General features: G+C 59.5%; 20 protein-coding genes and 1 pseudogene. 8 read left to right on the top strand and 13 right to left on the bottom strand.

What is annotated here, in order from left to right; genetic code table 11:
* Together ACYQ11_RS14285 and kaiC are read right to left on the bottom strand one after the other, a co-directional pair.
* On the bottom strand, positions 1–297 hold the full coding sequence (locus tag ACYQ11_RS14285; RefSeq protein ID WP_459924477.1) for a circadian clock KaiB family protein: 297 nt from the start codon (positions 295–297) through the stop codon (positions 1–3).
* Positions 290–1,741 (bottom strand): circadian clock protein KaiC, encoded by a 1,452-nt coding sequence (kaiC, locus tag ACYQ11_RS14280; RefSeq protein WP_459924476.1) that lies wholly within the window; start codon positions 1,739–1,741, stop codon positions 290–292. The genes ACYQ11_RS14285 and kaiC overlap by 8 nt, the downstream gene beginning before the upstream one ends.
* A 672-nt stretch (positions 1,742–2,413) precedes the next feature.
* Between kaiC and ACYQ11_RS14275 the strand changes: the two genes are divergently transcribed.
* The 5 genes from ACYQ11_RS14275 (at position 2,414) to ACYQ11_RS14255 (ending at position 11,148) form a co-directional block, all read left to right on the top strand.
* Entirely contained in the window at positions 2,414–3,781 is a 1,368-nt protein-coding gene (locus tag ACYQ11_RS14275) for a TolC family protein (protein WP_459924475.1), read from the top strand.
* Entirely contained in the window at positions 3,778–4,728 is a 951-nt protein-coding gene (locus ACYQ11_RS14270) for a phosphate/phosphite/phosphonate ABC transporter substrate-binding protein (RefSeq protein ID WP_459924474.1), read from the top strand. Before ACYQ11_RS14275 ends, ACYQ11_RS14270 begins: the two co-directional genes overlap by 4 nt.
* Before the next feature lie 7 nt (positions 4,729–4,735).
* Entirely contained in the window at positions 4,736–6,349 is a 1,614-nt protein-coding gene (locus ACYQ11_RS14265; protein WP_459924473.1) for a sensor histidine kinase, read from the top strand.
* Positions 6,346–7,662, top strand: coding sequence for an ATP-binding response regulator (locus tag ACYQ11_RS14260; RefSeq protein WP_459924472.1), 1,317 nt, complete (start codon positions 6,346–6,348; stop codon positions 7,660–7,662). The genes ACYQ11_RS14265 and ACYQ11_RS14260 overlap by 4 nt, the downstream gene beginning before the upstream one ends.
* Positions 7,663–7,881: 219 nt before the next feature.
* Positions 7,882–11,148, top strand: coding sequence for a PAS domain S-box protein (locus ACYQ11_RS14255; protein ID WP_459924471.1), 3,267 nt, complete (start codon positions 7,882–7,884; stop codon positions 11,146–11,148).
* Positions 11,149–11,306: 158 nt separating this feature from the next.
* Here ACYQ11_RS14255 and ACYQ11_RS14250 read toward each other — a convergent pair whose 3' ends face one another.
* The 11 genes and pseudogenes from ACYQ11_RS14250 to ACYQ11_RS14200 form a co-directional block, all read right to left on the bottom strand.
* A complete protein-coding gene (locus ACYQ11_RS14250; protein ID WP_459924470.1) occupies positions 11,307–11,477 on the bottom strand; it encodes a rubredoxin-like domain-containing protein in 171 nt (56 codons plus the stop codon).
* A gap of 82 nt (positions 11,478–11,559) precedes the next feature.
* Positions 11,560–12,015: a ferritin-like domain-containing protein gene (locus ACYQ11_RS14245; protein WP_459924469.1), complete on the bottom strand. Its 456-nt coding sequence runs from the start codon at positions 12,013–12,015 to the stop codon at positions 11,560–11,562.
* 195 nt (positions 12,016–12,210) lie between these two features.
* Positions 12,211–12,501 (bottom strand): annotated as a pseudogene (locus ACYQ11_RS14240) (ArsC family (seleno)protein); the annotation flags it as partial.
* Between the two features lie 74 nt (positions 12,502–12,575).
* The gene (locus ACYQ11_RS14235; RefSeq protein ID WP_459924468.1) at positions 12,576–15,158 is read right to left on the bottom strand and encodes a PAS domain S-box protein; all 2,583 of its coding nucleotides are present in this window, start codon (positions 15,156–15,158) and stop codon (positions 12,576–12,578) included.
* Between the two features lie 354 nt (positions 15,159–15,512).
* Positions 15,513–15,701 (bottom strand): rubredoxin, encoded by a 189-nt coding sequence (locus ACYQ11_RS14230; RefSeq protein ID WP_459924467.1) that lies wholly within the window; start codon positions 15,699–15,701, stop codon positions 15,513–15,515.
* A complete protein-coding gene (locus tag ACYQ11_RS14225) occupies positions 15,698–16,531 on the bottom strand; it encodes a DUF3786 domain-containing protein (RefSeq protein WP_459924466.1) in 834 nt (277 codons plus the stop codon). Before ACYQ11_RS14225 ends, ACYQ11_RS14230 begins: the two co-directional genes overlap by 4 nt.
* Before the next feature lie 42 nt (positions 16,532–16,573).
* Positions 16,574–16,765: a ferredoxin gene (locus ACYQ11_RS14220; protein WP_459924465.1), complete on the bottom strand. Its 192-nt coding sequence runs from the start codon at positions 16,763–16,765 to the stop codon at positions 16,574–16,576.
* Positions 16,766–16,837: 72 nt separating this feature from the next.
* Positions 16,838–17,011: a hypothetical protein gene (locus ACYQ11_RS14215; RefSeq protein WP_459924464.1), complete on the bottom strand. Its 174-nt coding sequence runs from the start codon at positions 17,009–17,011 to the stop codon at positions 16,838–16,840.
* 103 nt (positions 17,012–17,114) lie between these two features.
* Positions 17,115–17,330 (bottom strand): hypothetical protein, encoded by a 216-nt coding sequence (locus tag ACYQ11_RS14210; protein ID WP_459924463.1) that lies wholly within the window; start codon positions 17,328–17,330, stop codon positions 17,115–17,117.
* Positions 17,331–17,382: 52 nt separating this feature from the next.
* The gene (gene cydB, locus ACYQ11_RS14205) at positions 17,383–18,411 is read right to left on the bottom strand and encodes a cytochrome d ubiquinol oxidase subunit II (RefSeq protein ID WP_459924462.1); all 1,029 of its coding nucleotides are present in this window, start codon (positions 18,409–18,411) and stop codon (positions 17,383–17,385) included.
* A 111-nt stretch (positions 18,412–18,522) separates the two neighbouring features.
* Positions 18,523–19,827: a cytochrome ubiquinol oxidase subunit I gene (locus ACYQ11_RS14200; protein ID WP_459924461.1), complete on the bottom strand. Its 1,305-nt coding sequence runs from the start codon at positions 19,825–19,827 to the stop codon at positions 18,523–18,525.
* A gap of 549 nt (positions 19,828–20,376) precedes the next feature.
* Here ACYQ11_RS14200 and ACYQ11_RS14195 point away from each other — a divergent pair.
* From ACYQ11_RS14195 to ACYQ11_RS14185, 3 genes are all read left to right on the top strand, one after another.
* Positions 20,377–20,736 carry a DVU0772 family protein gene (locus ACYQ11_RS14195; protein ID WP_459924460.1) on the top strand — a complete coding sequence of 120 codons (360 nt, stop codon included), beginning with the start codon at positions 20,377–20,379 and terminating at the stop codon, positions 20,734–20,736.
* A gap of 32 nt (positions 20,737–20,768) precedes the next feature.
* On the top strand, positions 20,769–21,239 hold the full coding sequence (locus tag ACYQ11_RS14190; RefSeq protein ID WP_459924459.1) for a ferritin-like domain-containing protein: 471 nt from the start codon (positions 20,769–20,771) through the stop codon (positions 21,237–21,239).
* Between the two features lie 224 nt (positions 21,240–21,463).
* Positions 21,464–22,960, top strand: a complete 1,497-nt coding sequence (locus ACYQ11_RS14185; protein WP_459924458.1) for an FAD-dependent oxidoreductase — start codon at positions 21,464–21,466, stop codon at positions 22,958–22,960.
* Position 22,961: the final 1 nt, after the last annotated feature.

Raw genomic sequence — 22,961 nt, 5'->3', positions numbered from 1 at the left:
TTACACGATCAAATCGTTCAGTGTGGTCACATCATCCAGGTTTCCGTAAATCAATCGCTCCGGCTGCGGTTTCAAGCGCTGGAGGGCCGGCGTGAGAAACACATTCTGCTCGATCATTACCTCGGGTTGTACCAGAACATCGATGATCTCCAGGTCACAGCGAAGTTTCGGGGTCTCATCGAGAAAACGCCGGAGATTTTCCCTGGCGCGCATGGAGTTCCGGGCATCGCCCGCGACAAAAAGACGCAGCACCACCTGTTTTTCACGGGTATCATGGGTCGTCAGGGCATCAGTCATCGCCACCTTCTCCTTTGAGGAAGTCGATCCCCCGATCACTGATGGTGAACTCATGGATCCGGTTGGAATGGGCCCGCCCCCGTGATTTCAGAACGGCCAGTTTTCGAACGAACCGGCCCGCCTCCTCCTGATTGCGCAGCACGATCACCGTGTCGATGACCGAGGAAAGGTCGATGCCGGAGATCTCGTCTGCGGCATCGCGGCTGCCCACGAGGTTGGTCAGAAGGGCGGTGATGCCTTTTTGCTTGCAGTGATCGATCAGGCGAAGCAGGTAATCGAAGGCCGCGTGCCGAGAGCCCATGCGCCGGCAGGCGGAGATGGCGTCGACCACCAAATGCCTCGGCTCAAAGGTCTCGATCAGGCCAAAGGCCTCGATCAGATGCTCCTCGATGCCCTGGGATTCGGGCATGGCCGACGCAAACTCAAGACGGCCCGACGCCATGGCCGCGTCAAGGTCGATACCCGGGCTGATCATGCAGGAGACCAGGGCGTCCCAGGACTCCTCGAAGTTCAGGTAAAGCAGGCGCTCCCCCTGAGCGATGACGGCCCGGGCAAACGAGCAGACAAAGGTGGTCTTGCCGGTGCCCGAACTGCCCGAGATCAGGGTGCAGGAATTCCGTCGGTACCCGCCGCCCAGAAGATCATCCAGACCGGGAATCCCGCTGGGCAGGTTTTCACCCAGGGCCCGGTGACGGAGGCTGGCCCGGGTAACCGGGATGATCCAGACCCCGTTTTTCGAGATGCTGAACGGATACTCGTTCCGGCTGAAATCGGACCCCCGGTATTTGACGATGCGCAGTCGACGGGTGGAAATCTGTTCGACGACCCGCTGGTCCAGATGAACCACGCAGTCGGCCATGTACTCCAGAAAGTCGTACGGATGAATTGATTCGCGCCGGGTGTCTCCCTTGACGCTCATCAGGCAGGTCAGGCCCCTGTCCTGGAGCCATGTGTACACGGCATGAATCTGGGCCCGCTCCTTGGACAGGTTGTCGAGAAGGCGAAGGAACACGTCGGGGGCGTCGATAAACAGGCATTCCGCCCCGAGCGCCTCGACCCTGGCGGACAACAGGCCCAGGATTCCCTTCAGGTCGAAATCACCGGACAGCACCGCTTCGGGCTGAATGCGGGCCGGAATGATCGACAGAAGGTTCCGCTGTTCCAACTCAGCCAGGTCCCAGCCGAAACAGGCGGCATAACGGCGCAGGGCCGTATCTTTTTCCTCGAAGGTCAGAAGCACCCCGGGCCGGCCCGAACGCCCTCCCCGGTAAAGAAACTCAAGGCCCAGCATGGTCTTTCCCGTGCCGGGGCCCCCGGCAAGCAGGGTCATGGCGCCCTTGGGGACCCCTCCGTTCAGGATCATGTCGAGGCCGGGGATATGAGTAGGGACCTTGGGCTCGGTCCACCGTTGATCCGGCGGGCCGGATTGTTTTGTTTCACACATTGGTCGACTCCCTAAAGCTGACCCGTTGCGGCTAAAACCCGGAAGGTTTTCGCCCCGGCGAATCAGGATCGGCGATCGTTCGTTTTGTTTTCCATCGACAGCGCCGCAGGGTGCTGCCGGGTTTTCCGGGAATAAGAAGGTGTCCGTCGAATCCGGACGAATTGTTTTTCAATTTAATAGCACGGATGCTTTCGGCAGAAAAGGCCATTTTTTCCGGTCGACCGGGCAAACCCATCTGTCATGGGCATGTTTCCGTTCCGGCTATCAAAGGAGAAAAGCCGGAGATGCCTTCGCATGTCACACGGTGCCGCGCATCGACATCCGGAGCATCACCGTGGAACATGCGATTGCCCCGGCACCGGCGAAATTATGTCTTGCCAGGCAACACCTCAAATGGTATAGAGCGCCTTTTACGGTATCGCGCCCATCGTTTCCGGCCTGATTCGTTCCGCAACCCGATACTCCGAAAGGAATACGTCGGTCCGGGGAACCCCTCATGGGCAAGCCCCGGTCAGGACGGACACCCCCGCGGCGCCTACCCTTCCGACATGGACCCCCACCTGGGCCAACCCGTCTCCGCCCGCCTCACGCGTCGTTGATGTGAGGAGACCGCCTCTGTCCCTGCTCCCCGGCGACGCTGCCCAGTAAACGGATCGGGATGTGTGTTACGATATGCGACGTGTTTCACGATATGTTCTGCCGATACTTTTCACGGCCGCCGTCATGCTCGGCGCACCCCTCGCCCGGGCCGGAAACAACGGCACCAGCGCCCTTGATCTTGACGCCTGTGTGCAGATCGCCCTTACCAACAACCGGAATCGGGCCATTTCCGCCCTTTCCGTCGAACTGGCCGAAATTCAATACAAACAGGCCCTGTCATCATACTTTCCGGATTTTATCCTGAACGCCTCCATGGTCCGGTTTGACGAAAAACCCCGGTTCGCCTTTTCCGCACCGGGCCTGGGCGATCTCACCGTGGACCTGACGGACCGGGATATCCGGTCCGCCTCGGTGGACATGACCTGGCCCCTGCTCGCAGGCGGCCGAAAGCAGGCTGTCCGGAAAGCGTCCATCGGCATCGACATCTCCCGTGAAAACGCCCGGCGCACGGATCTTGAGATACTCTGCGACGTCAAGCGCCTGTTTTACGGCGTGGTGCTGGCCCGTCGGATTCAGGCCGTCGGCCGGGACATGCTGGCCCATTTCGAAACGCTCCTTCGGATCACGGAAGCCTTTTACACCGACGGGTCGCTCACGGTCGACAAAAGCGACTACCTGCGCATCAAGACCATCACCGCCGGATTCCGGGCCTATGTATCCTCTCTGGACAGCAACCTCGATCTGGCCGAGGCCGGTTTGACCAACACCCTGGGACTGGGAAACGACAGAGAAATCACGGCGGCCGGCACCGACCTGCCTTTCGAACCGCTCGACGCGGACCCTGCGGTTCTGATCAGCGAGGCTTACGTGTTCAACCCGGACCATACGGCCATCGCCGCCGAAATCGACCTTCATACGCTGACCGTGGATGAACGGAAAGGCGCAAGGCTGCCCACCGTATTTGTGGGAGGCCGGCTGTTCGCCATGGACACCGACGGCCGCGACGGGCTGATGACCGACAGCAACCGGGACGGCTATTCCCTGGGCCTTTACCTGCGCCTGCCCCTGTTCGAGGGCTTTCTCACCCGGAACCGAATCGCTGCGGCCCGGACGGGCCTGGCCGCGGCCGAACAGAAAAAACTCCTGTTCAAGGAAGGTCTGGCCCTCAGGATCAGGCAGACCCTGATCCTCATCGACCGCCATGCCCGCGAAATCCTCGATATCACGGAGGCGGTCCAAAGTGCCGAAGAGAACCGGATCCTCTGCATGAAGGCCTATGACCGTCAGGTCATCGACCTGGACAAGGTCACCGAGACGCTGATCCTCGAAACCTACGTCAAAATCCGTCACGTCAGCGCCCTCTACCATCACATCGAATCACGGGCCGCCCTCGACACCATCATCGGAAAAGCCCTTGACAAAACGGAGGAGGCCTCATGACGACACACCGCAGACCCGGTGTTTTCCGTGCCTTGTTTTTCCGGACAGCGGCCGCCCTGGCCATGCTGACGGTCGCCGTTTCCGTCCTTCGGCCTTGTCCGGCTGCCTGCAACCCGGCCGACCGACCGGCAATCCATGTCAACGTCGGCTATGTGATCGATTCGTTCACCGGCGTGTCCATCGAAGACGCCAAGATCGCCATCCGTCTGATCTTCGAATCGCGGTTCAAGGAAAAATATCCGGAGCACAAAGGCAACGTGACGCTTTACCCGGACATCGACTCGGCCATTTTGGCCATCCGTGCGGGTCGGATTCAGGGCCTCGGGGTCACCACCCTCGACTACCTGACGACCCGTCATGAAAACAGGCTGATACCGGTCCGGGCCGCCACCCTCGGGGACTCGGCCATCACCCGCTTCGTCCTGCTGACCCGAAAGGATCGTTTCACCTCCCTTGACGATCTGCGGGACACGGCCATGCTGCTCGAAACCGCCGGCCACGGGAAGGTGTCCGCCATGTGGCTGGACACCCTGCTTCTCGAGCGGTCCCTGCCCGGCGGCCGTGATTTTTTCGCATCGCTGTCCACCGTGAAAAAAGAATCCCAGGCCATACTCAAGGTCTTTTTCGGCAAGGCCGACGCCTGTGTCGTCCAGGCCTCGACCTTCGCGGTGATGACCGAACTCAATCCCCAGATCGGAGCCCGGCTCACGACCCTGATCGAGTCTCCCGACTTTCTGATCGGCCTGTTCGCCATCGTCGACGGCATCGATGCGGCCACCCGGGAATTGATGCTTGCGCTCATCGACGGTCTGCCCGGCGATCCCGAGGGCCGGAAAATATTGTCCATGTTCCGGGTCAACGGGGTGTCTCCCTACCGGGCCGAATCCATCGCCACCATCGAGGCCCTTTACCGGTCCCACCGGACCCTTTCGGGACACGGGGAGTAAGGCGGCCATGGGAACGACCCGCCCCCCCATCGATGATCCGCCGCCCCGAAAACGTTTCTTTTTTCGTTTTTTCACCCTGAGCGGGCTGATCGCGGTCCTGACGGTGATCGTCTTCGGGCTGTCGGTGATCCCGGCCCAGAAACGGAAAATCATCGCCGGGCTGACCCGGTACGCACGACTGATCCATTCGGCCCTGTCACCTGTCATTTCCACCGCCATTGTCCTCGAAGATTACGGTGACGCCATTGAAAACAGCCTGGGGGTCATCGACGAGAATCCCCTGGTTCTGTATGTCATCTTCGGCCGAAAGGACGGTTCGGCCATCGTCAACCAAAAAAACGCCTGGCACCAGACATCCGGGGCAAACCATTCGGAGCTTTCCCCCGGGCCGGTCCTGATCGCCCGCAGTCCCGTCGCGGAGAGGGAGGTGTTCCATACGTCCTACCCGGTGACGTTCTCAGGCATGGGATGGGGCTACATCCACATCGGTCTGTCCACGGACGAATACCGCCGGGACCTTAAAACCCTCTACGCCCGGACCTTCTGGATCGCCCTGGCCTCGGTGACGGCCAGCCTTGTGGTCTCGTTCATTCTTGCCCGGCGCATGGCGCGGCCCATCGGCCTTCTGGCCCGGACCACCCATCAGATCGGCGAAGGAGATCTGTCGGTCCGGTCGGGCATCCGCACCGGCGACGAACTCGAAGTGCTCAGCCGGGCCATCGATCACATGGCCGAGGCCCTTGAGCAGTCCCGCGACGAAATCCGGAAGAAACACGACATCCTGCTCGACACCGCCCACCGGGCGGGCATGGCCGAAACGGCCATCGATGTCCTTCACAATGTGGGCAACATCCTGAACAGCATCAATGTGATCATCACGACGGCGTCACGGCGGGTCTTCGAGTCCCGGGTCTCTCACATCGGCCGGATCGCCCGGGAGATGGAGGAAAACCGGGACCGGCTGAGCGACTATCTGACCCGGGAAGGCCGAGGCGAAAAGATGGCGGCCTTTCTCACGGCCCTGTCCGGCCATCTTGACGAAGAAAACCAGGCCCTGGTCCGGGACATGGAGGCCCTGTCCCGGCATGTGGCCCATATCACCGACATCGTCACCTGCCAGCAGCGTTACAGCAAGTCCGAAGACCTCGCGGATCGTGTCCCGGTCGACGAACTGATCCGCACGGCCGTCCAGTTCTGCGGCGACGCCCTGTCCCGGCATCACATCCGGCTGGATTACGAACCCTGTGACCTGCCGGGGCTCCGTCTTTCCCGGCACAAGGTCATTCAGATTCTCACCAACCTGATCAACAACGCCATCGATTCCCTACGCGAAACAAGGGGCCGCGAGCGGGTCATCGGCCTTTCGGTCCGACAGACCGCAGACGGGTTTCTGGTCATCCATGTCAGCGACAACGGCATCGGCGTTCCTCCGGAACACAAGCTCCGGATTTTCAACCACGGCTTCACCACCAAGAAACAGGGGCACGGGTTCGGCCTTCACAGTTGCGCCCTGTTCGCCCAGGACATGCAGGGCAGCCTTTCCGTCTTCAGCGGCGGAAACGATCAGGGCGCCCTGTTCGAACTCAAACTTCCCATCGAACCCGAGACAGGCCGGCCATGATACACCAGAGCAGCGCTCCCAGACCCATTCTGATCATCGACGACAACCCCGACATCCATCAGGATTTCCTGAAAATCCTCAGTCCGAACCGAAACGCCTACGCCGCCATCGATCACCTGGCCTCCGATTATTTCGACATGACGCCGCCGGGCCCCGAGTCCGTCCCGGCGCCGCCCTACCGCCTGTCTTTCGCCCTCCAGGGCCAAGACGGCCTATCCATGATCCGCAAGGCCCGAGAAGACGGATCACCCTTCATGCTGGCCTTCGTGGACATGCGCATGCCCCCGGGCATGGACGGCCTTGCGACCATCAGGTACATCCTCCGGGACGACCCCTTTGTCCAGGTGGTGCTGTGCACGGCCTACGCGGACTATTCCTTCCAGGACATCACCCGGGAACTCGGTCCCACGCCGAACGTTCTGATTCTCAAGAAGCCGTTCGACACCTGCGAGGTCGAACAGCTGGCCTCGGCCCTGACGGAAAAATGGCTGGTCACCCGGGCGAGCCTGATCAAGGAAGAGGAATTAAATGCCCTGGTCACGGAGCGCACCCGTTCCCTGAGCCTTACCAACGAGGCCCTGGCCCTGGAAATCAACGAACGCCGCCGGGCCGAAAACAGCATCCGTATCCTGACCCGGGAAAACCTTCGCATCCAGGAAAAGGAACGGCAGCGCATTGCCTGCGATCTTCACGACAGCGTGGCCCAGGACCTGGCCGCCCTGCTGATCCGGCAGGAAATTCTTCTGGACAACCTCGCGGCGGAAAAAACCGGCGACGCGGAAGCCGACGTCCGGCAATCGATCCGGATCCTTCGCAGCACCATCGACAACGTCCGGAGCATCTCATACAATCTCCGGCCGCCCAGCCTCAACGAATTCGGCATTGTCCACGCCATGGGACTTTTATGCGACACTTTTTTCAATGACGGCTCGGTCCACGTGTCGTTCTACACCTCGGGCATGAAAAACCGGCGTTTCGACGATACCACGGAAATCAATCTGTACCGGATCTTCCAGGAGGCCATGAACAACGTCAGGAACCATGCCCGGCCCGCAAACGTGGTGGTCAGCCTGGTGGCCACCCCCGATCATATCACCCTGTCGATCAAGGACGACGGGGTGGGGTTCGATGTCGATGAGCGCCTGCCCAACGCCGTCCTTGACAGACGCATGGGCCTCAAGGGCATCGAGGAACGGGTCCATCTGATCGGAGGACGGCTGGACATCCACTCGGTCCCCGGAACGGGCACCGAAATCGTCATAAGGATTGACATCTCAGTGCAGCTCACTGCCGCGAAGGTATTGGACCGATGACCATCATCCTTTATGGATTCACGGCCTGACGTTTGTCCAACGTGTCATAACCCTGTATCAAAGAATTCATGAGTGCAAACGATACGGTGATGTGATAGGATATCCGAAATTTTTCCGTTCGCTGTAATTCCCCAACGCTTACGACATCGACACACACGAAACCCATCGACAAGGCCGGACCGCCGCAGGGTCTTGATCGAGCCCGACCGAGGTTTTTTGATGATGACACACCCAGACCGTACCGGCGCCCGGGCTCTCTTACGATGGGCCGGCCTGACTCTGTCCATGATTCTCACCGTTTCGGCCGCCCGGGCCGACGTCCAGACGGACCTGCGTTTAACCGATGCCGAACGGGCCGCCTTGGCCGGCACCGCCCCCCGGGTGGAACTGTGGTTCAATCCGGATTTTCCCCCTTTGGAGTATCAGGATGACGAGGGACGTTTCACCGGCATGGGGGCCGATATCATCCGCCTGGTGGAAAAGCGCCTCGGGGTGACGTTCACCAAAAAGGTGTGCAAGGACTGGACCGCCCATCTCGACGCCCTCAAGGACGGAACCTGCGCCGTCGCCCCCACCATCGTCCAGACGCCCGAACGAAATCACTTTGTTCTGTTCACCCGCCCCTACGCCCGGGTCCCGGTGGTGATCATCGGCACCGATCGCCTGGGGCACCAGCTGTCCCTGGCGGACCTTCACGGCCTTAAGGTGGCCGCGGTCGACGGCTATGCCACCGTCGACTATCTCCGACGGGAAGCCGGAGACCGACTGACCCTTGTTCCCGTGCCCGGTGTGGAGGATGGGCTTTCGGCCGTGGCCTTCGGCAAGGTGGACGCCTATGTGGAAAACCTGGCCGTGGCCTCCCACTACATCGTTCAAAACGGCATCAGCAGCCTCCATGTCGCCGGAACCCTGGACTACGATTTTGTGTTTCGCATCGGCGTCAGCCGGCGGTATCCGGACCTTTACAGCGCCGTCGACAAGGCCCTTGCCGCCATCGGCTCCGCTGCCCTCAATGCGACCCGGGACCGGTGGATCGCCCTCAAACCCGACGCGGGCCTGTCGCCCGTCCTCCGCAAACGGCTGATGCTCATCGGTGCCGCCGCCGCCCTCACAGTCGTTATCCTTCTGATCGTCACCCAGATTCTCCGGAAAAACCTGGCCCGAAAGGTTGAAGGGCTCAAGGCGGCCCACGAGGAAATCACGCGCAAAGACAAACGTTACCTCGATTTGTTTATCCAGGCTCCGATTCCGTTGATCGAGGTGGGCATGGGGGGCGAGATTCTGCGGTTCAACGAGGCCATTTCCCGGATAACCGGGTACACCTCCGCCGACATCCCCGATGCCGACGCCTGGTTCCGGACCGTCTATCCGGACCCGGACTACCGCATAGAGGTCCGGGAAAAATGGGACCAGGCCCTGGCCCAGGCCATCGACACCGGGGGGCGGATCGAGCAGGGTGAATACACCATCCGGTGCAAGGACGGATCGGACAGGGTCTTTCTGATCGGAGCCACGGTGGTGGGAGACAGCATCGTGGTGTCCATGGTGGACATCGAGGCCCGAAAGAAAATGGAGACGGAACTGGCCGCCAGCCGGGAGCGGTTCTCCACCCTGTTCGAGATGGCTCCCTTCTCATGCGTGATCAATGATTTTTCCGGGCGGTACCTGTTGGTCAACCAGTATTTCTGTGAAACCGTGAACCTCCCCCGGGACGCCGTCATCGGACGAACCATGGAAGAGCTTGGCCGCCACATCGACCCTGAAGACGGGGCCCGGATCGTCGATGAACTCCGGCGGACGGGGACCTGCCCGCTTCGCGAAATAAGCTTCCGTGACAACGACGGCACCATCTTTCACAGCCTGTTCGCCAGCCGGATGATCGACTGGGGCGACCAGCCGGTGATCATGAGCGCCACGGTCAACATCACCGACAAGAAAAGGGCCGAGGAGAAACTGAGGCAAAACGAGGAGAGCCTTCGGGTGACGCTTGATTCCATCGGCGACGCGGTGATCGCCACCGACACCGAGGGCCGGATCGTACGCATGAACCCCGTTGCCGTGGCCCTGACCGGCTGGTCCGTGGACCAGGCCCTGGGCCGCCCCCTTTCCGACATATTCGTAATCATCAACGCCCACAGCCGGAAACCCGTGGACGACCCGGTGGCCAGGGTGCTAAGCACCGGTGCCGTTGTGGGGCTCGCCAACCATACGCTGCTGATCTCACGCGACGGCAAGGAACACCAGATCGCCGATTCCGGAGCGCCCATCCGAAATGCCAAAGGGGAGATGATCGGCGTGGTCCTGGTGTTCCGGGACGTCACCGGAGAATACGCCCTGGAAGAGCAGCTCCGCCAGTCCCAGAAAATGCAGGCCCTGGGCCAGCTGGCCGGCGGGGTGGCCCACGATTTCAACAACATGCTCGGCGCCATCCTGGGCTCGGCGGAGCTGCTCAATGACGTCGTCTCGCAGACCGAGGAAACCGCCCGGTACCTGGATTTAATCATCCGCGCCGCCCAGCGCGCCGCCGACCTGACGGCCAAGCTTTTGATGTTTTCCCGAAAGCAGGCCGCGGAGATGAAACCTCTGGACGTCAGCCGGCTGATCCGGGACGCACTGGCCATCATCGAGCGCACCATCGACCGGCGCATCCGGCTGACCGTTTCTCTGGACGAAACCCCCGCCCGGATTCTGGGGGACGGTTCCCAACTGCACAACGCCCTGCTCAACCTTCTGATCAACGCCGCCCATGCCATGCCCGAGGGCGGCTCGATCACCGTCACCCTGCGCCGGGTGTTTCTGGACGAGAGCGCCTGCCGGATGGCCGGATTCACCCTGATGCCCGGACCCCACATCGCCATTGACATCGCCGACACCGGCTGCGGCATCGCCCCCGATCATCTTCCCCGGATTTTCGAGCCTTTTTTCACCACCAAAGCACAGGGCAAGGGAACCGGTCTGGGCCTTTCCGCCGTTTTCGGAACCGTCGAACAGCATGGGGGCAGCATCCGGGTCACCAGCACACCGGGCCGGGGCACATGCTTCCATCTTCTCTTCCCCGTGCTTCACGGATCGGAGGACGCACCCGAGATCCCGCCCTCCGACACCCCCGCGTCAGGCATCGGGCGGATCCTTTTGGCCGATGACGAAGAAGCCATGCGCGACATCGCCTCGACCATTCTTGGCCGGCTGGGTTACGATGTGGTCTGCGCCGAAAACGGCCGCGAAGCCCTGGACCGGTTCATCGAGAACGAGGGCGCCTTTGATTTGGTAATCCTCGACATGATCATGCCGGTGATGAACGGCCGGGACTGCTTCGAGGCCCTTATCCGACTCCGGCCCGATGTCCGGGTGATTCTGGCCTCGGGCTTCACCCCCGGCGAGGATGCCGAGGCCATGGAACAGAGCGGCCTTTCCGGCTTCATCCGAAAGCCCTTCAGCAAAGCGGACCTGACCGCCCTGGTCCATCGCGTGCTCCGGGACCCATGACCCGATCCGGCCCTGACGCCCCGGGGTTAACCGGGAAGGCTTACGAAACCGTCAAACAAAACAGGCCCCCGGCAGGGCTGCCGGGGGCCTGAATGGTCTTCTTCCGCCGCGTCGGGGCGAGTGTCGAATCAGCCAAGCGGGCGATTGTCGAATCGCCCCTACTTGTCGGGCCTGGGCTTGATGCGGTTGTCCGCGTTTTCGAACTGTCTGTCCGGAGTGTAGACGGTCACATCCAGAAAGGCGCATTTGGCCTTGCAGGACGGGCAGGTTTCAGGGGGAGCATCCGCCTTGAACTGGTAACCGCATTGTTCACATTTCCATGTATTCATACTGACCTCCTTTTTTCGGGTGAATCGACCGGTCATCGATCGGGTGACGGTAAAAGAAAGATCTGCACAGGGTATGCCGCCGTCACCACACTTCGGGGTAAGCCGCATTGACAAAGGCCTGTTCCATCTTGTGTTTATGTTCCGATTCCATGGCCGCCAGATTGTCGAAAACCTTTTTCTGGTCCGCATCGGCGCAGCCGTCTGAAAGAATCCGGTAGCGGGTCACGGCCATCTCCTCGCTTTTCATGGCGATGGCGAAGGCATCCGCCGGCGTCATGGTATCGGAAAGAACCGGAAACTCCATGGTTTCCGAAACCTTGTAATCTTTGGAGCCGTCGAACAACTTGTAGTTGTCGGGCTTGTTGTAAATCTCTTTCAAGATGGCCTGGTGGCCCTTTTCCTCTTTGGCGAACTGGGTAAACAGTTCTTTGAGCGTCGGATTGTTCAACCGGGCGGCGATGCTTTCGTAAAAGGCTTCGGCTTCCAGTTCACACTCGACGGCAAAACCGATGATGTCCTGATAGGCTTCACGTTCCATGCGTTCCTCCTCTGATTTCGGGTCGATGCGATCACGTTGCTTTCTCCGGGAACGCCCCGGGGCGGCTGTATCATGAGACAGGTGTTTCAGACGGATGACTCCCGACGGGACAGGACAGGAGCCGGGATAATGCCGAACATTATACGTGCGCCCGCAGGGACGCGTCAAAGACTTTTTATCTTTCCCGGTGACACGCTATGAAAAAAAGCGGGCGTACACCGCCTCGTTGAAACCGATGACAAGGGTGTTTTCCACCCTCACGGTCGGCGCCCGCAGGGTGCCGCTCCGGCCCATGGCCGCCTTGAGGATTTCGTCCCGGTTATCGGCCGAAGGCGTCCATTCGACCATGGATTTTCCTTTGGCGACAACCACCGTATCACAGGACGTGATCAGGGCCCAGGCCCCTTCCTCCTCGATCGTTTCCCTGCGCGCGTCACGGACGTCGCGCTGCGTGTGTTTTCCTGCGCCAAGCACCGCCTGGGCTTTTGAACAGGACTGTCACCCCTTCCTCATGTACGACCAGGAAATATCCATAGCTTTTCTCCTTTCGTTTCGGCCTCTCAGGTCGGATTGTCCAGGGCCCGGCGCACCCCGATGATCAGATCCCTCAGATTGACGGGTTTGTTGAGTACGGCCCGGAGACCCATGGCCCGGGCTTTGTCGTCGGACAGATCGTCATGGAATCCCGTGCACAACACGATGGGCATGGCGGGCCGGATCGCAAGAACATGACGGATCAACTGGTCGCCGGTCATGAACGGCATGGACAGGTCCGTAATGATCAGATCGAAGGCGTCGGGCGCTTCCCGGAAACGGTCCAGGGCCTCCACGGGGTGCTTGTGGGCCTCCACCCGGTAGCCGAACCGCTCGAGCATGTCCCGGACAATGTCCACCAGGGCTCCCTCGTCGTCGACGAACAGCACCCGCTCGGTCCCCCGGGGCAAATCCGGCAGGGCCGCGGCTTCTTTGGGGGGCGGCGTCTCCATGGCCGGCAGATAGAGGGTCACCAGGGTCCCTTCCCCCTCCCGGCTTTCGAGCACGATGTCTCCCCCGTGATTTTTGACCAGGCCGTGGACCACGGAAAGTCCCATGCCTGTTCCCTTGCCCGTTTCCTTGGTGGTAAAGTAGGGCACGAAGACCTTGTCGATCACGTCCCTGGGGATGCCGTCCCCGGAATCCTGGACCCTCACGCGGACATAGGATCCCGAAGGAAGCGCCGGAGCGCCGTCTTCGGGTTTGCCGTTCATCGTGTAACGACCGAGTTCGATGCGAAGGACCCCGCCCTTTTTTTCCATGGCATGGGACGCGTTGGTACACAGGTTGATCATGATCTGATGGATGTGGGTGGGGTTGGCCATCACCGCCGGAAGGTCCTCTTCTTCAGAATAGCTGATCTCGATGGTTTTCGGCAGCGAGGCCCGAAGCAGGTTTACCGATTCCCTGACCAGGGGCCCGATCCGGCTGGGTTCCTTTTCCTGTTCCTCGGATTTTCGGCTGAAGTTCAAAAGCTGGCGGACCACGCCCTTGGCCCGGTTGCTTGCGGTGAGGATTTCGGTGAGATTCATCCAGGCCGGGCTGGCTTCGGGAATCCACTGCAGGGCCATCTCGGCATTGCCCAGGACAATTCCTAAAATGTTGTTGAAGTCGTGGGCCACCCCGCCGGCCAGGGTGCCGATGGCCTCCATCTTGTGCGAATGCTTGAGTTGTTCTTCGAGCTGCCGCATGTCGGTGATATCGATGGTGGTGGCCGATGAAAAGAGGGGTCGGTTCTGGGCGTCCTGAATCAGATTTTCGTTCATGAGCGTGGGAAAGACCCGGCCGTCTTTGGTCACATGGTCGACGGGCTCGGCGGCGTAGTGCCCCTTGTCGAGCAGCAGGCGTTTCAGCCGGCTCGCCCGTCCCGCCTGTTCCCGGGGATAGACCAGGGTCATGGGCCGTCCGAGAAGCTCGTCGGACGTATAGCCGTGCATCCGGCAGAAACAGTCGTTCACATAGATGATCTTTCCATGGGGATCCACAATGGAGGCGCCGTAGCTGGCCTTGTCGGTCATGACCTTGAATTTGGTCATTTCGTTTTCGTAGAGCCGCCGCTCGGTGGTATCCACAATGATGCAGTAAATGGTCAGACCCTCGTCGGTGCTGACGGGTTTGGAAAACAGCTGAACCCATTTCTCCCGGCCTGTTTTGGTCAGGGCCCGCAGTTCCACCGAGTCACCGATGCCGCTCAGGTTGGCCTTGTAAAGGTCCTTGGCGATGGGGGCGTCCTCATGGTGAAACAGTCGCAAAATGCCTTCACGTTCAAAGGTCAGGAATTCGTCGTGGGTATATCCGTAAATGGACGACAACCCCTCGTTGGTGAAGATCATCGACCCGTCCCGGACAATGCAGATGCCGATGATGGCCTGTTCGGCGAAGGTCCTGAATTTCCGCTCGCTGGACCGAAGTTCCTTTTCCACCCGGTCCTGGTTGTCGATGTAGAAATTGATGGCGTTCCTGAGATTGTCGATGGTCGAGACCACCTCGTCGAGTTCGTCCCGACGGCCCTGGGGCCGGGATTTCCGGTTGAGGGTCAGGGGGGCGTCGAAGGTTTCGATGTTCACCTGACGCATGTAGCCCGCCAGGGTGATCAGATGCCGGGTGACCATGTGATGCAGGATAAACAGGATGAAAAAGGACACGAAAAAGGTTTTGATGCCCTGGGTGGTGAAAATCATCAGGGTACGTCGAAACAGCCGCTGGTAAGCCCCCGTGAGATCGGCCTCCACGTACAGGGTGCCGATATGGCGGTTGATGGTACTGCTGCTGTACACCATATCGTAGGTCCGAGACTGGAACCTCTGCCCCCGGGCCGGGGTTCCGGCCCGATGGGTGGCACGGCCGTCGTCGTCGCGGATCTCGATGTACCCGATATCCCGAAGGCTGACGGCGTTACCCAGCTGAATGGCGATCTGCTCCTCGTCCAGCTTCCACAGACTGGAGACCAGGCTGTTCAGATGGCTGTTTTCGATCTGCTCGAACTGGGAGGCCACGTAGCCCAGGTCTCCCTTGAATTCGATGTAAAGCTGGATACTTGTGTCGATGAAGGTCATCACCGAACTGAACACCAGAATGGCCAGAAACTGCTTTCTGGTCAGTGGACTCATCACGCTTTTCCTGATTGAATCGATGACGCTCATGACAACCCGGCAACGGACAGACCGCCTGTCTGTCCCAATTCATGTTTACGATTGAAAAACGTCCCCGCCGTGCCGGCCGCACGGGAGGAATGAACGTGCTAAGGGCCGGAGATACTGAATGATCCCGATGGAAACGTAAAACCCCGGACGACCGACTTACTTAGTCATCTTTTAAACAACATGTCAAACATCATGTTTGTTTTTTTTACATTTTCACCGGCACATCGCGATTCCGAGTCCCGGACGTCAAAAAACGAAACGCGCCACCCCGGAGGACGGTGCGTTCCTTGAACGATCAACAATCACATTTCAGGTTGTCCGTCACCCCCGGCGCGGCGGGGGCGGGTCGGGATCGCCAAGGGGGGTGAAATACCTCGGCTCATAACCGCAGCGCGGGCAGATCCAGTCCGGAGGAAGCCGTTCAAAGGGGGTTCCGGGGGGAATCCGGGTCTGGGGATCGCCGACGTCGGGGTCGTAGATATAGCCGCAGGGGCAGCGGTATCGTTTCATGATTTCGGCTCGTCATCGCACAGCAGCTGCCTGATCCGTTCACTGAGAAACACGATGGATTCGATATCCAGATGTTCGGTCACGGTCACATCGAACATCAGCCGGACCTGGGCCTCAAAGCCCTCCTCCGGAACACCGTCCCAGAACAAAAGCGCCACGGGGACCCTGGGCAGCGGGGTAAAACACAGGGCCAGATCCGCCGTCGCCTCCCCGGCATCGAACGGAACGGCCCCCAGAGCCGCAGCCTTGTCCCGCAGCGCGTCTTTTCTGCCTGAAAAGCGACGGATCAGGGGTTCTTCCACCTGACCGGTCATGGTCACGACCTTGGATACGGTATTGGGAAATTCCACAAAACCCTTCCACTGGCCCCGGGGTTTCCGGATGCCGCCCTGGGCCAGATGGTTGAACACAAACACCTGTTCCCACCGGGTCAGAGGGCGGCCGTCCGCATGGGTGACCGTATCGGCCGCGACATGGATCAACCCGTTGAAGTACGGCAGTTCCAGAACCTTTCCCCGGAGCCCGTCGACCAGCCGTCCCCCGATCCGGTCGGGGAGGTCGTCAAGGGCCATGGACGCGGCCCGGCTCCGGGCCCAGGTCAGGGCGTCTTCGGCAAGATCCCGTTTCAGCCACTTACCCTGGGCATACTGTTCGGCCAGTTCCGCCTCACAACGGGCCAGCACGTCGGCCCCGATATGGGGGCAGTTTTTGAGCGGGTATTTTTGGGAGACCACCATGCCCGCAAAGGCCGTGCAGGTCGGGAACCCGCAGTCGCCGCAATTGGTTCGGGGCAGAATGTCGCGGTACAGCGTCACCACGGAAAGGGCCATCACTCACCATCCTCGGTCGGTTTCACCCCCGAAAGGGCCGGATCAACGATCCTCGTCATGAATGCAGTCGGCCGGGCAGTGTTTCATGGCCTCTTCGACCTTGTCAACGGGATAGCTGTCCCGCTCGACCACCTCCACATACCCCGCATCGTTCATCACAAACAGATCCGGGAACAGTTCGGTGCAGATTCCGCATTGAACGCATTCACTCAAATCCACATACGGTCGTTTCAATCAACAGCACTCCCGTTTCGATAAACATCATGTGACCACGTTTTACACGTTCATCATTCTGTAAACGTGAAATTAGTCCCGATGTTTGCATTTGGACAGATCCAGGGCCGCGCCGCAGGCCGTGCACGAATGTTTCTTGTTCATCTCGTCGGCAAAAATCTCGTTTTCCTTGCCGCATGACGCACACACACAGATACGGGTGCTTAACGATTTGTTGAGTTCGTTTCCCGGACAACGTGTTTCCATAATCCATCCTCCTTGAACATGGGTTGGTCAAAGGACGGCCGGTCAAACACCGGCCGCCGTGAACAAAAGGAACATAGGTCTGTCGGACGGCAAAACCGCCTGATCAGGCATCGAGGGACTCATCCCACCAGCCTTTGCGGATGTGGGCCTCTTTCTCCTTTTCCGCAAGCTTCAGGATTTTGTAGGCCGAATCCCGGATCACGCCGAACATGATGCCGCATCCGCTGTCTTCTCGCTGTTCATCGCCCTGGTCGGCAAGGTCCAGCATCTGCTGGACCAGGTTCAGTGTGGCTTTGATATTCAGATCACATTTTCTCACGGTTCCATACTCCAAAGGGTTTAGAAAGTGATCTATCAAATATCGTGCCGGATCAGTACGCCTCACCGTGATTAAGGTCTTCCTTGGTCAGTTTGCCCGAAAACATCTTGTAGGCCCAGGCCTGGTAGCCGATGACCAGGGGAATGAACACCACAGCCACCCCCAGCATGATGGTCAGGGTCAAAGGACTGGACGAGGCATTATGGGCCGTCAGGGAATGGGCCGGGTCCAGGGTCGAGCCGTACAGGGTGGGGAACATGCCGATAACGCCGAAAAACGTCGCCCCGACAATGGCCGCCGCCGAGGCGCCCCAGGCCTTGAAAAAGGCCCCTTTTTTCAGAAAGAACCGAACACCGACAAGGGCCGCCGCCGTGGCCAGGATCTCGATGAACAAAACCGGATGGGCCAGATAGTTGTCAAGAAGGTCGGTGGCCGCATAGGACGCCCCGACAAACACCAGGATGAGAATCAAAACCGGCAGCCAGAGAAGATTCGCCGTGCGGGCCGCCCGGTCGTGAAGCTCGCCCTCGGTCCTCAGTCCCAGCCACAGGGCCCCGTGCAGGGCAAACATCGAAAGAAAAAGAACGCCGCCCAGAAGCCCGTAGGGGTTGAGGAGGGTCAGAAGATTACCGTGCATGATGCCGTCGCCGTCAATGGGAAGGCCTTTGAAGATGTTGGCGAAGGCCACCCCGAACAGCAGGGCCGGGGCCGCGCTGCCGATGATGAAACAGGTGTCCCAGACCTTTTTCCAGGCCGGGTTATCGATCTGGTTGCGGAACTCGATGGCCACCCCCCGCACGATCAGGGCGAAAAGAATCAGCATCAGCGGCGTGTAAAGCGTGGAAAACATCACGGCATAGACCGTGGGAAAGGCGGCGAAGGTCACCCCGCCCGCCGTGATCATCCAGACCTCGTTGCCGTCCCAGACAGGGCCGATGGCGGCAATCATCGCCTTTCTGTCCTCATCGGTCTTGCCCAGAAAGGGGTAAAGGGTGCCAACCCCGAAATCGAAGCCGTCGGTCATGAAAAAAACCGCCCACAGCAAACCCCAGAGAAAAAACCATACCGATTGCAATTCCATGTGAACCTCCGAATAAAGACCCGCCCGGCGGGTGCGTTTTTGTTATGATATCCGCCGCCTGTATCACCATAAATATGAGACAGGCGGTGTGTCATCCCTCTAAGCGAAAAATCAGGCCGGAGCCGGTCCCTTGCGGGCGTGTCTGAACATCAGAAAATACCCCACGGCGCCCAGAAGACCGTAGACCACGATAAACCCGACAAGGGTGATGAGCACCTGGGGCCCGGTCACCGGGGACGCGGCGTCAGAGGTCCTCATCAGGCCGTAAACGATCCAGGGCTGGCGGCCCACCTCGGCCAGGACCCACCCGGCCTCCAGGGCCACCACCGGAAGAGGTATGGCGTAGACCATCAGCTTGAGCAGAAGGGGCGTTTCCAGCAGCTTCTTGCGCCTGATCCACAGCACCAGGGTGATCAGCGGGAAAAAGGTGCCCAGTCCCACCATGGCCTTGAAGGCCAGGGACGTGATCAGAACCGGGGGGCGTTCATCTTTGGGGATGTCTTTGAGACCGGTGACCACGGCGTTGACATCGTGGGTGGCCAGAAAACTGAGCAGGCCGGGAATCCGTCCGATTTCAATGATATTTCGCTCGTTTTCTTCATCGGGAATAGCGAACATAAGAATCGGGGCCTTGGCCTGGGTTTCCCAGTGGGCTTCCATGGCGGCCAGCTTTGCCGGCTGGACCTCGGCCACGTGAATGCCGTGGAGATCGCCGGAAATAAACGCCAGAACCGAGGCGACAAGCCCCACGTTCAGGGCCATGCGGAAGGATTTGGTAAACAGCCGGACCTCGTTTTTCCTGAGCAGATGATAGGCGCTGATGCCCATCACCACAAAGGCGCCGAAAATATACGAGGCCACAAGGGTGTGGAACATTTCGAGCAGGGCGAATTTATTGAACAGAACGGCAAAAAAATCGGTGAGTTCTGCCCGCCCGTTCCGGATTTCGTAGCCCACGGGGTGCTGCATCCATCCGTTGGCCGACAGAATCCAGATGGCGGACAGGGAACCGGCCAGGGCCACCAGCCACATCACCACGGCATGGGCCTTGGCCGACAGCTTTTTCCAGCCGAAAATCCAGATGCCCAGGAAGGTGGATTCCAGGAAGAAGGACGTGGTGGCCTCGATGGCCAGGAGGGAACCGAAAATATCCCCCACGTACTGGGAATACCGGGACCAGTTGGTGCCGAACTGGAACTCCAGGGTGATGCCGGTAACGATGCCCACCGCGAAGTTGATCAGAAACAGCTTGCCGAAAAACTTGGTCATCCTCAGATAATCCTCATCTTTGGTCCAGGCGTAGCGTGTTTCCATGAAGGCCAGGATCAGCGAAAGTCCCAGGGTCAGAGGGACGAACAGAAAATGAAACATTGTTGCCGCAGCGAACTGAAGCCGGGAAAGAAAAACCACATCCATGAATGCCTCCGTCGTGTCACAGGTGAAAGGGGTTAAAAAGGGTTGAAATGGCCTGGACGACATACATATTCCATGCCAGATGATGCACTCCTCGGGCGTGCGGCGGCTCGTCCCCCCGCTTCCGCAGTCCAGTGTCCCGGGGCAATCCCGTTGTTTCAACCGGCGGGCTCACGTGCACGGGGTGATCCGTGAACCGCCTCCGCTTTGATAAAAAACCATACGGGCACAACGCGATGCCGGTGTATCACAAATCATTATGAGACAGGTTGTATTGTAAGACAAAAAAAACGTTCTTCTATCATACCTGCTGACGGAAAATTCTCAATACCTTTTTTATAGGAAGGCGCATGACGGGGACGGGTTTGTCACGGCGCGGCACCACCGCCGTGCTCGCGACCGTCAGCGTGAACGACAAAAACCCGTCCCGCAGGAAAAGACACGATACATGCGACGCCTGGATTCAACCGTCGGCGGGACGGCGCCGGCATGGATATTGAATTAACATATTAGCAACCATGATCGTTCATCAACCCAACCAAGGAGGCCGCCATGCTTAAAATAGATGAACTCAGGAAAAACATCCCCCTTTTAAATTCCGTGGAATGGGATCTGAACCCGGCCACGGCCGTGGGGCGTCATCTGGAATGGGGCGCCGGCTGGTCCGTTGACGGATACCGGGCACGGGGCAGCCATGACGAATCGATCTATTTTGCCATCACCACATGGGAAGCCCAACCTTACATCGTTCTGGTGAAGCGAAACGGTTTCGACATGGAAGAGCTGGCGCGCTTCAGAATGCCCGTGGAACTTGAAAAAAAATTCCTTGACTCTGTAGGCTATCATAAGGGAATATACGAACTTGACACTGAAATCAAGAACTGGCTTAAAACCACTTTGAATAGTCACTGACATTTTCACGAATGATTGAAAGGAGTTTCACGATGGCACTGGATTTTAATGCGGATGAAATTTTTGAGATGGCCGAACAGATCGAACGCAACGGCGCTGCATTTTACCGCAAAGCAGCTGAACGTGTTTCCGGTGAGGAAAAGGATTTCCTGATCGAGCTGGCCAAAATGGAAGACGACCATGAAGTGACCTTCAAAAGCCTGAGAAAGGATCTCCTTCCCCAGGAAAAGGAAGCCACGACCTTCGATCCCGACGGTGAAGCGCCCCAGTACCTCAAAGCTCTTGCAGACACCCGCGTGTTTTTTGAAAAAGAACTCGACCCCACCAACATGGTCGACATTCTCAAGGCCGCCATCGGTGCGGAAAAAGATTCCATCGTCTTTTACCTGGGCATGAAAGAACTGGTTCCCGGCAAGCTGGGCAAAGACAAGATCGACAACATCATCAAGGAAGAAATGGGTCATATCAAGCTCCTGAGCAGGCGCCTGATCGCATACCGTTAAGAGACAGACAGCGGGCGGGCTAATACCCCGACCCGGACAGAATCGGCATGCGGACGGCGTTGACCGTCCGCATTCTTTTTTGAGGCGAGGCGCCCTGCTTTGCCCATGCCGCCTGAGCCCCGCACAGGGTTCGGACGGACACACCGCAGGCCCTGCCCCTTCCGGGGATCCTCCGAGGCAAAACCGTATCCCCCTGACCGAATAAAAACGGAGTTACCACACAGATGAGTGCGACGACAAATGAATGGCGGTGTACCGTATGCGGTTATATTCACAAGGGTGATGCCCCCCCGGCCCAGTGTGTGGTCTGCGGTGCCCCCGAAGACAAATTTGAACCCTTTGGACAGGCTCCGCCCAAAGAAAAACAGGCCATCGAGGGCTGGACCTGCCTGGTCTGCACCTACACCCACCGCGAAGACAGCCCGCCGGACACCTGCCCGGTCTGCGGCGTCGATTCCGCCAAATTCCAGCCCATTCACCCCCAAAAAACCGGTGATTCAGGCAGCGGGGACAAACGCCGCGTCCTGATCGTCGGTGCGGGCATCGCCGGGGTGTCGGCGGCCGAAGCCGTGCGCGCCGAATCGGAATCGGCCGACATTGTACTGCTGTCCAAGGAAGATTGCCTGCCCTATTACCGCCTCAATCTTACCCGGCTGCTGGCCGGCGAGGTCCGCGAGGACGCCCTGCCCATCCATCCGGAACGCTGGTACACCGAAAAACGGATCGACCTGATGCTCGGGGCCGAAGTGGTCGAATGCCGCCCCTCCTCACGGCAGGTCCACCTGCGCGACGGAAGGAAACTGGATTATGACAAGCTGATCATCACCGCCGGAGCCCATCCTTTCATTCCGCCTGTTCCGGGAGCCCAGAAGAACGGCGTGACCACCCTGCGGACCACCGATCATGTGAAGGAAATTCTTGAAGCGGCCCCCCGGTCATCTTCGGCCGTGGTCATCGGCGGAGGTGTTTTGGGGCTGGAGGCGGCCGCCGGACTGGTCAACGCCGCGCCGTCCCTTTCCGTGACCGTCATCGAGGGGTTCGACTACCTGATGCCCCGCCAGCTCAACCGCAAGGCCGCAACCCGGCTGGCCGGTCTTGTCAGGGGTCTTGGTATCTCCCTTGAAACGGGAACGACGGTCAAAGAGATCGAAGGGGACGAACGGGCGGCCCGCCTGGTGCTGGCCAACGGCAAAACCGTCGATGCCGATCTGGTGATCTTTGCCGCCGGTATCCGGCCCAACAGTTACCTGGCCCGGACCACGGGCCTTGAGGTGAACCAGGGCATTCTCGTCAACGATTTCATGGAAAGCTCCGTCGACGGCATCTACGCGGCCGGGGACATCGCCGAACACCGGGGCGTGCTCTACGGCCTGTGGAACGCGGCCATGTTCCAGGGCACCATTGCCGGGATGAACGCCGCCGGAAAGAAAACCGCCTTCGGGGGTATTCCCCGGTCCAACACCATCAAGGTCCTTGGCGTGGATCTGTTCAGCATCGGCGCCATCGAACCCGCCGACGGAAGCGTCACCGTCATCGAAAAAGAGACCGACGACGTTTATATTCAGCTGATCTTCCGCGACGGCCGCCTGGAGGGCGCCATCCTATACGGAGACACCGCCGCCGGCTCCGCCGTCAAGAAGGCCATCGAGGAAAAACGCGATTTTTCAAGGACGCTCGAAACCTCGCCCGGCGTGGATGAGCTTCTGGCCCTCGGGGAGTGAG

The organism is Desulfatiferula olefinivorans (assembly GCF_054657895.1).
Note: the sequence above shows the minus strand (reverse complement) of the source record. Positions and strands in the feature narration are given on the sequence as shown.